16 protein-coding genes are annotated in these 14,378 nt (G+C 40.3%); 2 read left to right on the top strand and 14 right to left on the bottom strand.

Annotation, left to right across the window (positions count from 1 at the left end; translation table 11 throughout):
• Positions 1–50: 50 nt before the first annotated feature.
• From htpG to AN392_RS12715, 10 genes are all read right to left on the bottom strand, one after another.
• The gene (gene htpG, locus AN392_RS12755) at positions 51–1,964 is read right to left on the bottom strand and encodes a molecular chaperone HtpG (protein WP_054201119.1); all 1,914 of its coding nucleotides are present in this window, start codon (positions 1,962–1,964) and stop codon (positions 51–53) included.
• A gap of 120 nt (positions 1,965–2,084) precedes the next feature.
• Positions 2,085–2,798, bottom strand: a complete 714-nt coding sequence (locus AN392_RS12750; protein ID WP_055012933.1) for an RluA family pseudouridine synthase — start codon at positions 2,796–2,798, stop codon at positions 2,085–2,087.
• A gap of 101 nt (positions 2,799–2,899) precedes the next feature.
• Positions 2,900–3,508 (bottom strand): recombination mediator RecR, encoded by a 609-nt coding sequence (gene recR, locus AN392_RS12745; protein WP_010388591.1) that lies wholly within the window; start codon positions 3,506–3,508, stop codon positions 2,900–2,902.
• Positions 3,509–3,514: 6 nt separating this feature from the next.
• Positions 3,515–3,841 (bottom strand): YbaB/EbfC family nucleoid-associated protein, encoded by a 327-nt coding sequence (locus AN392_RS12740; protein ID WP_010388590.1) that lies wholly within the window; start codon positions 3,839–3,841, stop codon positions 3,515–3,517.
• A gap of 60 nt (positions 3,842–3,901) precedes the next feature.
• Positions 3,902–6,238 carry a DNA polymerase III subunit gamma/tau gene (dnaX, locus tag AN392_RS12735; protein ID WP_055012932.1) on the bottom strand — a complete coding sequence of 779 codons (2,337 nt, stop codon included), beginning with the start codon at positions 6,236–6,238 and terminating at the stop codon, positions 3,902–3,904.
• A gap of 3 nt (positions 6,239–6,241) precedes the next feature.
• On the bottom strand, positions 6,242–6,787 hold the full coding sequence (apt, locus tag AN392_RS12730) for an adenine phosphoribosyltransferase (protein WP_008109316.1): 546 nt from the start codon (positions 6,785–6,787) through the stop codon (positions 6,242–6,244).
• Between the two features lie 155 nt (positions 6,788–6,942).
• Positions 6,943–7,065, bottom strand: coding sequence for a hypothetical protein (locus AN392_RS18785; RefSeq protein ID WP_008109320.1), 123 nt, complete (start codon positions 7,063–7,065; stop codon positions 6,943–6,945).
• 72 nt (positions 7,066–7,137) lie between these two features.
• A complete protein-coding gene (locus tag AN392_RS12725) occupies positions 7,138–7,890 on the bottom strand; it encodes a DUF2063 domain-containing protein (protein ID WP_055012931.1) in 753 nt (250 codons plus the stop codon).
• A 54-nt stretch (positions 7,891–7,944) separates the two neighbouring features.
• Positions 7,945–8,802, bottom strand: coding sequence for a DUF692 domain-containing protein (locus AN392_RS12720; protein ID WP_055012930.1), 858 nt, complete (start codon positions 8,800–8,802; stop codon positions 7,945–7,947).
• 66 nt (positions 8,803–8,868) lie between these two features.
• Positions 8,869–9,402, bottom strand: coding sequence for a hypothetical protein (locus AN392_RS12715; RefSeq protein ID WP_055012929.1), 534 nt, complete (start codon positions 9,400–9,402; stop codon positions 8,869–8,871).
• Positions 9,403–9,591: 189 nt separating this feature from the next.
• On the opposite strand from AN392_RS12715, the gene AN392_RS12710 reads away from it, so the two are divergent.
• The gene (locus tag AN392_RS12710; RefSeq protein WP_055012928.1) at positions 9,592–10,572 is read left to right on the top strand and encodes a tRNA-dihydrouridine synthase; all 981 of its coding nucleotides are present in this window, start codon (positions 9,592–9,594) and stop codon (positions 10,570–10,572) included.
• A gap of 59 nt (positions 10,573–10,631) precedes the next feature.
• Positions 10,632–10,958, top strand: a complete 327-nt coding sequence (locus tag AN392_RS12705) for a TraR/DksA C4-type zinc finger protein (RefSeq protein WP_010388576.1) — start codon at positions 10,632–10,634, stop codon at positions 10,956–10,958.
• Positions 10,959–10,972: 14 nt separating this feature from the next.
• On the opposite strand, the gene AN392_RS12700 is transcribed toward AN392_RS12705, so the two are convergent.
• From AN392_RS12700 to AN392_RS12685, 4 genes are all read right to left on the bottom strand, one after another.
• Entirely contained in the window at positions 10,973–12,016 is a 1,044-nt protein-coding gene (locus AN392_RS12700; protein ID WP_055012927.1) for a hypothetical protein, read from the bottom strand.
• A gap of 61 nt (positions 12,017–12,077) precedes the next feature.
• Positions 12,078–13,337 carry a tetratricopeptide repeat protein gene (locus AN392_RS12695; RefSeq protein WP_055012926.1) on the bottom strand — a complete coding sequence of 420 codons (1,260 nt, stop codon included), beginning with the start codon at positions 13,335–13,337 and terminating at the stop codon, positions 12,078–12,080.
• An 11-nt stretch (positions 13,338–13,348) separates the two neighbouring features.
• Positions 13,349–13,963 (bottom strand): energy transducer TonB, encoded by a 615-nt coding sequence (locus tag AN392_RS12690; RefSeq protein WP_010388569.1) that lies wholly within the window; start codon positions 13,961–13,963, stop codon positions 13,349–13,351.
• A complete protein-coding gene (locus AN392_RS12685) occupies positions 13,963–14,367 on the bottom strand; it encodes a biopolymer transporter ExbD (RefSeq protein ID WP_006792384.1) in 405 nt (134 codons plus the stop codon). Before AN392_RS12685 ends, AN392_RS12690 begins: the two co-directional genes overlap by 1 nt.
• Positions 14,368–14,378: the final 11 nt, after the last annotated feature.

The raw sequence follows: 14,378 nt of genomic DNA, 5'->3' as shown, positions 1-14,378 counted from the left end.
TAAAAAAGGGAACAGACGTTCCCTTTTTACTCAATCATTGATTTTTATACTTATTTGCTTAAATCAAGCATAAGTTTATTTAAGCGAGTTACAAATCCAGTTGGATCTTTAAGCGTACCGCGCTCTGCAAGCAAGGCTTGGTCTAGTAGTACATGTGACCACTGTGCAAACTTATCTTCGTCTTGTTCATCATTTAAATGCTTAACCAGTTGGTGCTCTGGGTTTAATTCAAACACAGGCTTAGCCTCTGGAACAGCTTGACCTACTGACTCCATTAGCTTTTGCATTTGCGAGCTCATGTCATTGTCATCACTCACTACACACGCTGGAGAGTCGGTTAGGCGGTGAGTAAAGCGTACATCTTTAACATCATCTCCTAATGCAGTTTTGATACGCTCAACCAAGCCTGCAACTTCTTTTTCAGACTCTTCTTGTGCTTTTTTAGTTTCTTCGTCATCTAGCTTACCTAAGTCTAAATCACCGCGGGTAATTGACTGAAATTGCTTTTCGCCAAATTCCGTTAAATGGCTCATCATCCACTCATCTACACGATCGCTTAGCAATAATACTTCAATGCCTTTTTTACGGAAGATTTCTAAGTGTGGTGAATTTTTAGCAGCAATAAATGAGTCAGCAACCACATAGTAAATTTTATCTTGGCTGTCCTTCATGCGCTCAATGTATTGCTCAAGTGAAACATCTTGAGTTTCTGAGTCGGTGTGCGTTGATGAAAAACGCAGTAATTTAGCAATGCTTTCTTTGTTGGCCGCATCTTCTGCAGGCCCTTCTTTCATTACCTGACCAAATTCATTCCAAAATGTTTGGTAATCATCGGCTTTGTTTTTAGCCATACGCTCAAGCATTTTAATAATACGCGACGTACACCCCTTGCGAATAGCTTGGGTAACTTTGTTGTCTTGTAAAATTTCACGCGATACGTTTAGTGGTAAATCGTTTGAGTCCAATAAGCCTTTAACAAAACGTAAGTAGCTTGGCATAAACTGTTCAGCGTCATCCATGATAAACACGCGTTGAACATAAAGTTTTAAACCACTTTGGCGCTCACGGTTCCATAAATCAAAGGGTGCTTTTTTAGGAATGTATAACAAACTGGTGTATTCAGTTTTACCTTCAACTTTATTATGTCCCCAGCTAAGCGGATCTTCCCAGTCGTGGCTTACATGCTTATAAAACTCTTTGTATTCGTCCTCAGAGATTTCTGATTTGTCACGTGTCCATAATGCAGTTGCACGGTTAATGCTTTCCCACTCACCTGGAACAGCCGGAATTTTTTCACCATCTTCACCTTCAGACTCAGGTACTTCTGCCTTGTACATTTGTACTGGTGTAGAAATATGATCAGAGTATTTAGTAACGATACTGCGAAGACGCCATTCATCTGCATATTCATTTTCTTCTTCACGAAGATGTAAAATAATATCTGTACCACGGCCTTCTTTTTCGATTTCTTGTAGCGTGTACTCGCCTTCACCTTTTGACTGCCATTCAACCGCTGTAGTCTCTCCTGCTTTACGAGTACGAACAGTCACTTCATCAGCAACAATAAATGCTGAATAAAAACCAACACCAAATTGACCAATAAGCTGTGAATCTTTACTTTGATCGCCCGTTAAGTTTTTGAAAAATTCAGCCGTACCCGACTTAGCAATGGTGCCTAATGAGCTGATCACTTCATCACGCGTCATACCAATACCATTATCAGAAATGGTCACTGTATTAGCGTCTTTATCGGCGCTTATACGTACGCGTAAGTCAGCATCACCTTGATAAAGGTCACCGTTTGAAAGGGCTAAAAAGCGTAGTTTATCGGCTGCGTCAGATGCATTTGATACAAGCTCGCGTAAAAAGATTTCTTTATTTGAATAAAGCGAGTGAATCATTAAGTTTAATAGTTGTTTTACTTCTGTTTGAAAGCCTAATGTTTCTTTTTGTGCTGCAGTCATTTATGTATCTCCAATTTGCAAAGTGTCTGCGTTATGCACTTAATATGGGGTGAGCCGTGAGAAGTTCAAGTAAAAAAAATAAAAAACCCCATTCAAAGACACTTTAAAGGGCTTAATCAATTAAAAAGGCGTTGTGGCATGCCCGTGCATTGGCTTATCAGTGCATGGATGCACAAAAAATAAATCGCTGGCATGTAATAATAATCGTTGAGCACCCTGCTCACTGCAATCATTTTTATATAAATCACACCCTAGTATAGGGTGGCCAAAAATTAAACTGTGAATTCTAAGTTGATGAGTGCGTCCAGTTATAGGAGTAAAATCGACCAAAGTTTTTTGCTCTTTGTTAAAGCGTTTAACCACTTTAAATTGAGTGCGCGAGGGTTTGCCGCTCTGGTGACAAATTTTCACTTTCGGAAATAACATTTTATCTTTTGCTATAGGCGCAGTAATTTCTCCCTGAGACTCTGCAACCAATCCAAAGAGCATTGCGCGATATTGCTTTTTAACACTTCGGGATTGGAATTGCTGATTCAGTGCTTTAGCTGCTTGCTCGTTAAGTGCTACCACCATCACTCCGGAGGTACCTAAATCTAAACGGTGGGGTAATATCGCAGTAGGAAACGCTGCGGTAACACCTTGTTGGCCATTAACAAGCCTATAGTGAACAGAATCCCAGTTAAGAGGGTTTTTACCCGACAAGCTCAACAAGCCGCTAGGTTTATTGATCAATAAAATATCATCATCTTGATAAATAATTTTTATGTGTTCATGGCAAACAGGTGCGATAAAGTCATCAACAATCACATTAGCACTTTGGGTTATTGCAGCCATACCATCCTTAAACTTTTGTTTATATTGCAATTAAAGCCAACAAAAAAGCCTACAGTATGTAGGCTTTTAAAGTAAGTTCAAATAGTTAAGCTTAAAATAAACTATTCATGGCTGACTAAGCGCCTGCCACTAAATGCATGCATTAAGGTTGTGCCATCGACTAAATCAAGCTCGCCACCCACAGGAATACCATGAGCTATTCGCGATGCACCCACTTTGTATTTATGACAAAGCTGGGCAATATAATGAGCCGTTGTTTCACCTTCAACCGTAGGATTAGTGGCTAATATAACTTCATTAATACCGCCATGGGCAAGCTTTTGCTCAAGCACGTCTAGACCAATTTCTTTAGGCCCTATGCCATCAATCGGTGACAAATGTCCCATTAATACAAAATAGAGTCCTTTGTATTGGCCTGTTTGTTCAATCGCTAACACATCTGTAGGCGACTCAACCACACATAAAATGCCGCTGTCTTGGCGCTTAGTGCTTAAGCAAATATCACATTGTGCTTGCTCGGTAAACGTGCGGCACGACTGACAATGCCCTACAGCCGTCATCGCTTTTGTTAGCGCATTCCCAAGCTGAGTGCCACCTTTGCGGTCGCGCTCTAATAAATGAAATGCAATACGCTGAGCAGATTTCGGGCCAATACCTGGCTGACAACGAAGTGCTTCTATTAGCGATGTTAAACTATCTGAAAGTTGCATAGTTGCTTAGAACGGCATTTTCATACCAGGTGGTAATTGCATACCGCCTGTTACTTTGCCCATGCGCTCTTGAGTTTCTTCAGCAACACGGCGAACAGCATCATTACACGCTGCTGCAAGTAAATCTTCAATCATGTCTTTGTCGTCTTCCATTAAGCTTTCATCAAGCTCAACACGACGAACATTGTGGTTACCAAGCATGGTTACTTTCACTAAACCTGCACCGGCTTCACCAACCACTTCCATCGTTGCGATTTCTTCTTGGGCTTTTTGCATGCGCTCTTGCATTTGCTGCGCTTGCTTCATCATGTTACCCATTCCACCTTTAAACATAATCGTCTCTCTTTCTTTTAATACATTAACTGGAGTATAAATAAGGGCACTGGTCGTTAATTACAATGCCTGAATACTGTTTTCGTCAATTTCAGCGCTAAATAGCTGTTGAAATTGTACTATATTTTCATCGCTGGTGATCACATCAATCGCTTGCTGGTGACGACCTGCATCAATTTTTTGTTGAATCAAATAAGGTGAGTCAATCACCCCGCTAGCAAAATCAATATTAAGCTCAACGTTGTGTCCATAAATACTAGATAACGCCACATTTAACTTTTGACGTAACATTGGCGTATCTAAGTGCTTTTGCGATTCATCCACTTCAATATGAAAATGATTATCTTGTTTGGTAAAAATTGAATGCAATGCAAACTGGCGCATACGTCCGCCAAGTCCCATACGCTTTATTAAATAGGCCCATTCGTCTTGTTGATGAGCAAATCTAATGTCACTAATTGGGCTTTGAAAATCATCAGGTACGGGAATACTAGGCTCTTGTTCAACAACAGGTGCTGGTTTTTGCGGGTTAATTTGCTCTAATAGCTCCGGTGCTAAATTTTCAGTAATCGTTTGATGCTTTGCTTTAAAGTCAACTTTACTCGCTGGCTTATTTGCTACCTGAGCTCGGCTCCCCTGTGCTGGGAGCTGAGGCTTTTTTTGCAGGTCATCGCTCACCTCACTATCCCATGGCGGTGGCTGCTGCGATACAGTTTGTGCTTCATTGCTCACCGGGCGACTAAATTCGGATTTTGTCGGTACTGGTTTTTCTTCAGTTGGCTTTTCAATAGCGGCACTTGAAAGCTTACCGGCACCCGAAATGTTTCTATCGCGTAAAATACGCGCTATTGCTGACTGTGCTCGCGCTTCTTGCTCACCCATTGATGACGCAGACTGTTCTGCGTTACTAGTGGCATTTGCTAACTCAGGGTTAAACCCTTGATCAACAGCGCTACTCATTACATCATCGTATTGCGCGGCAATGGTTTGTTCTACATCACTGTGCTGCATGTAGGCATCATCTTCGCTTTGACGCTGCGCTTGCTCATCACTTATTACGGGGGTATCTACAATTTGAGGCTGGCTTTGTACCGGACTTTGCTCATTCTGTGTTTGGCTATTATCAGGCTGTGAAACCTCAGGCTCAGCGGCTTTTGTTGGCTGCTTATTAGTTGCTAATGGCTGAGTTTGAGGTGTATTACTCTGCGCTGGCTTATTTTTATTTAAAATATCACGCAGAGCATTAGCCCGCCCTGCACTATTTTGCTCTGGCGCAGCTTGTGAGCTAGGTTCAGGTTGATTGGTTTGCAACTGCGTAGGTTCAAATGCCAATAACCTGAGCATAATCATTTCAAATCCTAAACGAGGCTCAGGTGCCCATTGTAAATCTTTTTTGCCATTGAGTAATAACTGGTAATACACTTGAATTTGTTGGGCATGGGTATGCGCTGCAACATGCTCAATGTAATCGGCGTTATTGCTATCAAGCGCTGCTGCTTCAGGGACTAATTGACCCAATTGAATCACATGCGTTAGCGCAATTAAGTCATCAAGCAGCGCAATGTAATTTGGATTTCGGCTAGCGACTTGAGCAACTTCATTCATCAAGGCTGTGCCATCTTGCGCTAATAATGCCGCAAGTAAACTTTGACTGTAATGGGTGTCCATTAAACCAAGCATGTCTTGTACAGCTTGATTTTTAATATCACCATTTGTTTGAGCAATAGCCTGATCGGTCAGACTTAATGCATCTCGCATACTACCATCGGCCGCTTTGGCAATAATACTTAGCGCATCATTATCGAAGTTAAGCTGCTCATGGGTAAGCACATGCTCAAGCTGTTGCTTAATCTCAGCTTGCGACAATGCATTCAGATTAAACTGTAAACAGCGAGATAAAATAGTCACTGGTAATTTTTGAGGATCAGTGGTTGCGAGCAAAAATTTCACATGCTCAGGCGGCTCTTCAAGCGTTTTTAATAACGCATTAAAGCTGTGCTTTGACAACATGTGTACTTCATCGATTAGATATACTTTGTAACGTCCGCGCGTTGGCGCATATTGAACGTTATCAAGTATCTCACGCGTATCCTCAACCTTAGTGCGTGAAGCCGCATCTATTTCGAGTAAATCAATGTAGCGCCCTGCCTCTATATCAACACAGCTACTACATTGACCACATGGTGTGGCAGATATACCTTCATCACAATTTAAGCTTTTAGCAAAAATACGGGCAATGGTGGTTTTACCAACACCACGGGTTCCAGTGAATAAATAAGCGTGATGCAGTCTATTTTGAGTCAGCGCGTTTACCAGCGCCTGTTTTACATGAGACTGCCCAACCAATTCATGAAAGGTTTGAGGACGCCATTTTCTCGCTAGAACCTGATAACTCATCGATTATTCGCCTTCGAATTCAACCAATTTTAAAATATTGATGCCCATTTTTTCAATACGTTGCTCACCACCAAGCTCTGGAAGTGATACAACAAAGGCAGCATCTGTGGCGTTACCGCCTAATTTTGCAACCAACTTGGCTGTTGCTTCAATTGTACCACCGGTCGCCAACAAGTCGTCAACTAACAAGACTTTATCACCGGCTACAATCGCATCAGTATGAAGCTCTAGTGTATCTTCGCCATATTCGAGTTGGTAATCTTGGCGAATAACTTCGCGCGGTAATTTACCTGGTTTACGAACAGGGATAAAAGGAATTCCCAAAGCATAAGATAGCGGAGCACCAAAAATAAAGCCACGTGATTCAGTGCCGATAATTTTAGTAAAACCTTGGTCTTTATAAGCGTCAATAAATGCATCTATGGTTGCTTTAAACGCTTCAGGGTTTGCCATTAGGGTTGTTACATCGCGAAACATAATGCCCGCTTTAGGATAATCAGCAATTGTAGTAATGCTGTTTTTGATAATTGCTGGTGTTACTTGAGTCATAATTTTAACTGCTCAATGATTAATATTACAAAGCAGGTGATTATAACCTTAAGTGGTCGTAAATTGCGAGTTTGCGATAATTATAAAGTGTCGGGAGAGGGAAGTGATAAAAATGTAAGGCTGATGAAAAACAACAGCCTTAAAATAAAACCTGATTAAGTTAAGCTGGTGATCCAACCTAAAATGGCATTTAAACACCCTATTCCAGCAAATACGGCTAAGAATGCAAAAAAGTAAGCCGCATTGAACGGGTCTTTAAAGTCTTTATCATCTGACATGGGTACAACCTTTTATTAAGCACAACAAATAAAGGCGCTATAATAGACGATGTGAAATAATCAATAAAGAGCTTAGTCTTGATTTTTTGTCACTATAATTTGCCGCTGTGCCATAGCTGTTAAGGTACTGAGTGCCCCTTGTGTTATTTGCTCAAGATTAAATTGTGGTGCATTTTCACTAACCTGTTGGCAAACCTGCTCAAACGTACTCCCCGCTTCATTTTCAATAATAGACAGTAGCATGGCGGTCATGGCATTGGTGGCCAAAAATTGCACCTCATCACTCTCATCGCGGTAAACAACAAAGAAATACGGCTGCTCTGAAGGCTGTTGAGGTTGAAACTCTTCACTTATATGTTGCACTGGATAGTCGTAGCTTAAGTTACGCGCTGTTTTAGATAAATACAAAGGAGAATGAGTAAGCTTATTAGTGCTTAGAGGGAGCTCACGGGAGTCAGCCTTCATTACAGACACGTCAAGCTCAATCCATTCATAATGGGCTAGCGCCAGCATAAACACCGGATCAGACTCTCTAGGTACATAGCTTGTCATTAAATAGGTAATAAATTCTTCTCCTATATCTAAAAAATAAGGAGATTGGCAATCATGTTCACTAAAAAATTCACGAACCAGTAATAGCCACTGTTGATCACTATAAAGTGTTTTTAAAACTGGAAATGCCGATGAAACAAAGCCATTAATATTATTAAAAAACAGATCTCGGTAAATAGCCATTCGTCTGTCTTCAACATCGGTTGGACACGGCTGCATATTAGGCTCTCGAATATGGGCCATAAACTCATTTTGCACATCGATAAAACTCATAATAACGACTCTTATAAAACCCTAAAATAGCAAGTACTTATTAAATTCAAACAGCTAAGCACTTTGTGCTGTTGATAACAACTTAAGGTGCTTTGCCTGTAATTGATGGATTATATCCAGCTCTTTGGTTAACACGTTAATAGGCGGAATATTAAAATCTCGCTCTAGCAGTGTGGGAAAAACACCATGTGCCTGATATGCGCTATCGAGCAATTGCCAGACAGGGTCAATAACATCTGCGCCATGAGTATCTATAATAAGGTCATCAGCCTCATTGTAGTGGCCTGCAACATGACAATAGGCAATTTTATTAGTTGGTAGCCCACTTAAAAACGCTTGTGCATCATAGCCATGATTAATCGAGTTCACATAAATATTATTAACGTCTAACAACAGCTGGCAATTAGCGTCTTCTAAAATAGCATTGGTAAATTCAAGCTCCGATAGTTGCTGACCAGGGGCACCATAATAAGACACATTTTCGAGCACAAGTGGTCGCTCTAATATATCTTGTACCTGTTTAACCCGAGAAACGACATGTTTAATCGCTTCTTCAGTAAAAGGAATTGGCATTAAGTCATACATATGGCCTTTACCTGAGCAATAGCTCAAGTGTTCGCTATAAGCTTTAATATCGTGGTTATCAAAGAAGTTTTTTAACGACTTTATAAATTCAATATCGAGCGGCTCCGGTGAGCCAATAGAAAGTGACAAACCGTGGCAAACAAAGTGATTATTATTAGTTAACTGTTTAAATTGCTTTTCAAAGCGCCCGCCTAGCTTTAACCAGTTCTCTGGAGCTACTTCCATAAACTCAATTTGTTTTGGTATTGCATTTTCAAGCTCATCTAGCATTTCTCTTCGCAAACCTAAACCGACCATGCCAAAGTTAGGCGTTTGAATGTGAGCCATAATAAAACCTCATATTAAATAAAAAGGGCCTAATGGCCCTCTCACTTGTATCAAAAAAAGAAAAATTTAGTGGTTACCACCACATTTACCTTCGCCACACTTACCTTCTTTTTTTGCTTTAGCGTCACCGCCACATTTACCTTCTTCGGCTTTGCCTACTTTTTTGGCTTTACCTTGTGCGCCGCATTTACCTTCACCGCACTTACCTTCTTTTTGAGCTTTGCCTTGTGCACCGCATTTACCTTCGCCAGCTTTACTTTCTTTCTTAGCTTCGCCGCCGCATTTACCTTCGCCGCATTTGCCTTCTTTTTTAGCTTTAGCGTCACCGCCACATTTGCCTTCGCCGCACTTACCTTCTTTTTTAGCTTTAGCATCACCGCCGCATTTACCTTCGCCGCACTTGCCTTCTTTTTTCGCTTTAGCGTCGCCGCCGCATTTACCTTCGCCGCACTTGCCTTCACCAGCGTCTAATTGATAACCAGCTACCATTTGTTGAAACTCAAATGGATTAGCTTGAACATCTGTACTCGCCATACTTGCGCTGCCAACAACCACTGCGCCTAATGTTAATGCAATTGAGTTTTTCTTTATTGTATTCATTTTTAATTACCTTTTAAACTTGTTGAACATCATTATAAAAGTAGACCGGTATTAAACTAAAAACTTTCAAATTTTCTATTTTTTTGCAAATAAGGTATTTAACTCTCTATGAACGCTAATAAGCGTTTTATGAATTTATGATTTACAGGTAAACTGGCGCTCCTTTTTTAGTAATACATTAATCACACTATGAAACTTATTTTAGCACCGATGGAAGGTGTCGTTGACTTTAAAATGCGCCAACTACTTACCGACATAGGCGGCTTCGATCTTTGTGTGACCGAATTTATCCGTGTTGTAGATACTTGCCTTCCAGATAAAGTATTTCACCGTTATTGCCCTGAACTTAAAAATGCGGGGCTCACTCGTAGTGGTACTCCAGTTCGCATTCAGTTATTAGGCCAAGTAGCCGACGTGTTAGCAGAAAATGCTGTAAAAGCAATTGGCTTAGGCTCTCATGGTGTTGATTTAAACTTTGGTTGCCCAGCAAAAACTGTCAATAAAAGCAAAGGCGGTGCAGTATTACTCAAAGATCCTGAACATATGTACTCGATTATAAAAACGGTAAGGGATGCCGTTGATGATGAGTATGAGGTAAGTGCTAAAATTCGCTTAGGTTTTGATGATGATAGTAATAGCCAAGAAATTGTCGATGCCGTTGTTAGCGCGGGTGCTAACAGCATTGCAATACATGCACGTACTAAACGCGATGGCTACAATCCACCCGCCTATTGGGAAAAAATCCCTCCTTTAGTCAAAGATAAAAAAATTGCAGTGGTCGCCAATGGCGAAATTTGGCAAATAGAAGATGCACTTTTATGCCAAAAACGTAGTGGTTGCCGTGATTTGATGATTGGTCGTGGCGCTCTTTCACATCCTGATCTAGCAAGAAAAATTAAAGCGCAGGTTAATAAAGAAAGCTACAATGAACTGACATGGGAAAATATTTTACACCATATTATTCATTCATCTATGCACCAAACAGCCAGCAAAGATACTAAATACTTTGCATCTCGAACAAAACAATGGCTTGGTTATTTAAAACGCCAATATCCACAAGCAGGACTATTATTTGATGAAATTCGTCGTTTAAAAGCCAAGGATGAAGTAGCCGAAGTGTTAAAGAAGTATGCGAAAGCGCCACAATTTGATACAAATCATAACACCTAAGTAAATCTAAATAGATAATAGCAGTATCACTACAAATTAACTTAAGGGTTATACTGCTAATGCATCACCAGCAACGACTAAACGATGAAATAGAAAGTGTTAAAGCAACTATATTAGGTTTGCTGTCACAATCGACTCACCCTACACATCAAAATTTGCTCTGCATCCTAACCCATACATCCAATGAAGAGTGGCTCGATTTAGCCGCTCAACAATTAGGTACTGAGTATAATCCGTTAATTGAACGAATGAACAAGCTTGAAGCAGCAATTAGTCAAATGGATATTGGTCAATATGGCTACTGCTGTGACTGTGAAGAGAAAATATCAGAGCAGCGCTTAGAAAGAGACCCTGCTGCTCAGCGGTGTGATAAGTGCGCTAAGTAGTAGCGCACTTAAATTTAATTGAGTAATTGCGGTGCAAAACTAAATGATTGCCCTGGATAAAAAAGAATATCCTCAACTAATATCCTCGCATCTTCTTCACTAATATTTAAACGTTTTAGTAAATTCAAACGCGCTTGCGATAGTGTCCACGCATGATAATGCACCCCAAGATCAGTTTCCATCATAGCCATATAGAGCTGCGCATCGGCAGGTCCTAATTGTGTAGTGTTAGCCCGCTGAGGTAATAGCGTATAACCCGTTGACCAGTCTAAACCCATTATTTTAGAATCAGTTAAAAGTAATTTGGTAAGCTGTGAGACGTTTGAAGCTTCTACCATTGTGTGCTGTTTTTGACTCTGCATTGATTTAAATTTACTATCAATGCGACTTAGCCACTCAAGCGGTGAAAGCACATCATTTGCAAAATAATTTAATTTACTTTGATACCACTGGCTGCCATTAGCAAGGCCAGACAACCCAATGCTGCCTCTCGGCTTATACTGCGCTAAGTAATTATTTAATACACTCAGAGACTCATTAAGCTCAATAGGTGTGTCTGTACTGTTAATTGCTTGCTGTACATAGTGCTTTAAATAATTATGCTCTATTTTATTAAGCTTTAAGTTACTTTGCTCAGCGGCTTTAAGCTGTGTTTGAACAAATATCAGCCATTGTTCAATGTTTTTATACTGAGCATCATTTTTAACTATCGAAAGCATGTTTGATAACACATCAGTGTGTGCAGGCCATGCGAAATACCGCTCTGGAAATCGCTCAGCAATCACCAAATAATTTACCTGATTAGTTTGCGCAACAGTTAACTTCATTTGCATTAGCTGCTGGTAAATAGCATGGCGACGCACTAAATATGCATCAGTAAAAGGCAGTTGCTCATTACTAAGTCCTGTAGCATGTGAGTTTTTTTGTGCACTTAAAGCCGTATTAAGTGATATTAACGCGGTTTGTGCCTCTTCATAAGATGAAAATAAGTCAGCTGGCTTAGAGCAGGATGCTAAAAGCAAACAAAAGAGCAATGAAATAATAGGCGTTTTGTTCATGTTAATTCCAATAAAAAAAGCCCCAATGGGGCTTTTTAAAAATACTAGAGTACATTAAATATTAAATTTTAACACCGTTGCGAGCGGCTTTATCTTTAATATATGTAGCCCAACCTTTTGCAAACCTACGTGTGCTTGGGTCGTCCATAGCTTTAGTAATAGCAGCATGTGCTTGCTTATACTTGCCTTGGTAGTAAAACGCTTCAGCTAAATCTGAATAAATAGTACCTTTCTTTTCAGAGCCAAGCTCTAATGCTTTGTTCAAACGAACAACAGCAGCACTGAATTTTTCAGATTGTAAAAGTAATGAACCTGCTTTGCGGTAAAGCTCAGCGTCATTATCAAATTTAGCAGCTTCTTCGTAGTACTTAGCAGCTTTCTCTATATCTTTCGAACGATGGTAGTTACTAGCAATCGCACTCATGTTTTGCTTAGTGCGTTTAACTTTTTCTTCTTTAACGGCCTTTTCAAGCGTTACAGCTGCTTTATAAGGAATTTCGTTTAAAGAATAAAAGTTAGCTAAAACTTTGTATTCAACTTCGTTTTCAAAGTAACCGTTCTTGTAAGCAACTTCCATAGTTGCTAGGCCTTTTTTATAGTCTTCGGTTTGTAAATAATACTTACCTAAGCCTACCCAAGACTTTTTGTCTTCAGGCCATACACGAACGATTTCTTCAGCAACTTTAACCATATTTTGATATTGCTTTTTCTCAAAATAGGCAGCTAATTTAAGTTGATAAGGAGCTTTATTAGGCTCTTTTGCTAACTTAATTGCTTTGTCTGCCGGCTCAAGAACCTCATTAAATTGTTTAAGCTCATAACTTGCTTGCGCAATACGAGTGTAAACTTTTGGGTCTTCTTCGCCTGTAAAGTCCATCCAATCATAATATGCTTGCTTGGCAGCACTGTATTGTTCAGTACCTGCATACATATCACCTAAGGTTTTTAAACCTTGAGCCTGATCGGCAAAGTTTAATACATCTGGTGCAATCGCTGCTTTCATATACTTAATAGCAACTTTGTACTGCTCTTTTTGAGCGTACATACTGCCCAAGTAACGATTAACAGTTGCTTTGTCAAAGTCGTTAGACGGATCTAACTCTTTCAATAAAGCAATTGCACCATCAACATCATCTTCATTATAGAATTCAAACGCTTTAATTACTTTCTTACCAGTACGTTCGCCCATGATTTTAGTCTTTGCTTTCTTACGCTCTTCAATTTTCGCGTAATCTGGCGCCGCTAAAACAGGTGCAGTCAATACTACACCTGACACAGACATAAGAATTGCAAGTGCAGTTACTTTAGAAAAATTTCTCATTACTCGCCTCCTTAGTTGCCTTGGTTAAGTTTAAAGTCTAGTTGAACTTGTAAACCAACTTGCTTTTGTGGTTTTCCGTCAATGATCTTAGGACGGTATTTCCACTTACGCAATGCACGTTTAGCTTCACGGTCAAAGATACGTTTTGGATCTGCGTCGATTACATCAACGTCAATCACACCACCTAACTCATCAATTGTGAATGAAAGTTGAACCCAACCTTCTTTACCATCACGTGCTGCTTGTGTTGGATATTTTGGTTCAATACGAACGATCGGTGTCGCATCACCATCTCGTCCAAATGCACCTGGACCACTTAGCCCACCGGCCGTACTTCCCACATCGATGCTTGGCATATTAAACGACAAGCTCGTACTTGGGTTGCTATTTTCCGGCTGTGGCGGCTGCGGTTTAGGCGGCTGCTTTGGCGGTGGCGGAGGCGGAGGCGGTACACGCTTCCTCTCCTGCACCTTAGATTCAGGCGGATTCGTCATAATTTCGACTATGATCTGCTCTTTTTGTTCCGTATTACGGTCAGCCCCACCAGAGATGAGGTATGCCATGAAGTAGAACAAGCCGAAAGTAACTGCCCCACCTGCAATCAGTGAAAACAGAAAACGAATCATTACTGATCTCCAGCTATTGAAATTCTCAGGTTATCACCTGTCGCTTTAATCTGGTCCATCACTTTAACCACTGTACCGTGTTTTGCTTCTTTATCAGCTTGCAAAATTACAACATCAGTAGGTTGTTCTGCTAATAAACTTTCGATTTTTGCTGAAACACGTTCAACATCAACTTGCTGTTTATCAATCCAGATTGCACCGTCGCTGCGAATTGCAATAAAAATGTTAGCATTTTTTTGCTTCGTAGCTTGGGCAGCTTTTGGTTTATTGACCTCGATACCAGCCTCTTTAACGAACGATGTAGTTACGATAAAGAAAATAAGCATGATAAATACGATGTCAAGCATTGGCGTCATATCTACCGCTGCTTCTTCTTCTTCACGAAAACGTTGTTTACGTGCCATATTTAATTCTC

The organism is Pseudoalteromonas sp. P1-16-1b (genome assembly GCF_001401785.1).
Classification (GTDB): Bacteria; Pseudomonadota; Gammaproteobacteria; order Enterobacterales; family Alteromonadaceae; genus Pseudoalteromonas; species Pseudoalteromonas undina.
Note: the sequence above shows the minus strand (reverse complement) of the source record. Positions and strands in the feature narration are given on the sequence as shown.

Excerpts from the sequence above, each read along its gene's own strand:
- AN392_RS12690 (WP_010388569.1), bottom strand. The coding sequence starts at position 13,963 with ATGATTCGTTTTCTGTTTTCACTGATTGCAGGTGGGGCAGTTACTTTC.
- dnaX (WP_055012932.1), bottom strand. The coding sequence starts at position 6,238 with ATGAGTTATCAGGTTCTAGCGAGAAAATGGCGTCCTCAAACCTTTCAT.
- AN392_RS12715 (WP_055012929.1), bottom strand. The coding sequence starts at position 9,402 with ATGAATACAATAAAGAAAAACTCAATTGCATTAACATTAGGCGCAGTG.
- apt (WP_008109316.1), bottom strand. The coding sequence starts at position 6,787 with ATGACTCAAGTAACACCAGCAATTATCAAAAACAGCATTACTACAATT.
- AN392_RS12710 (WP_055012928.1), top strand. The coding sequence starts at position 9,592 with ATGAAACTTATTTTAGCACCGATGGAAGGTGTCGTTGACTTTAAAATG.
- AN392_RS12740 (WP_010388590.1), bottom strand. The coding sequence starts at position 3,841 with ATGTTTAAAGGTGGAATGGGTAACATGATGAAGCAAGCGCAGCAAATG.
- AN392_RS12695 (WP_055012926.1), bottom strand. The coding sequence starts at position 13,337 with ATGAGAAATTTTTCTAAAGTAACTGCACTTGCAATTCTTATGTCTGTG.
- AN392_RS18785 (WP_008109320.1), bottom strand. The coding sequence starts at position 7,065 with ATGTCAGATGATAAAGACTTTAAAGACCCGTTCAATGCGGCTTACTTT.
- recR (WP_010388591.1), bottom strand. The coding sequence starts at position 3,508 with ATGCAACTTTCAGATAGTTTAACATCGCTAATAGAAGCACTTCGTTGT.
- AN392_RS12750 (WP_055012933.1), bottom strand. The coding sequence starts at position 2,798 with ATGGCTGCAATAACCCAAAGTGCTAATGTGATTGTTGATGACTTTATC.
- AN392_RS12700 (WP_055012927.1), bottom strand. The coding sequence starts at position 12,016 with ATGAACAAAACGCCTATTATTTCATTGCTCTTTTGTTTGCTTTTAGCA.
- AN392_RS12705 (WP_010388576.1), top strand. The coding sequence starts at position 10,632 with ATGCATCACCAGCAACGACTAAACGATGAAATAGAAAGTGTTAAAGCA.
- AN392_RS12685 (WP_006792384.1), bottom strand. The coding sequence starts at position 14,367 with ATGGCACGTAAACAACGTTTTCGTGAAGAAGAAGAAGCAGCGGTAGAT.
- AN392_RS12720 (WP_055012930.1), bottom strand. The coding sequence starts at position 8,802 with ATGGCTCACATTCAAACGCCTAACTTTGGCATGGTCGGTTTAGGTTTG.
- AN392_RS12725 (WP_055012931.1), bottom strand. The coding sequence starts at position 7,890 with ATGAGTTTTATCGATGTGCAAAATGAGTTTATGGCCCATATTCGAGAG.
- htpG (WP_054201119.1), bottom strand. The coding sequence starts at position 1,964 with ATGACTGCAGCACAAAAAGAAACATTAGGCTTTCAAACAGAAGTAAAA.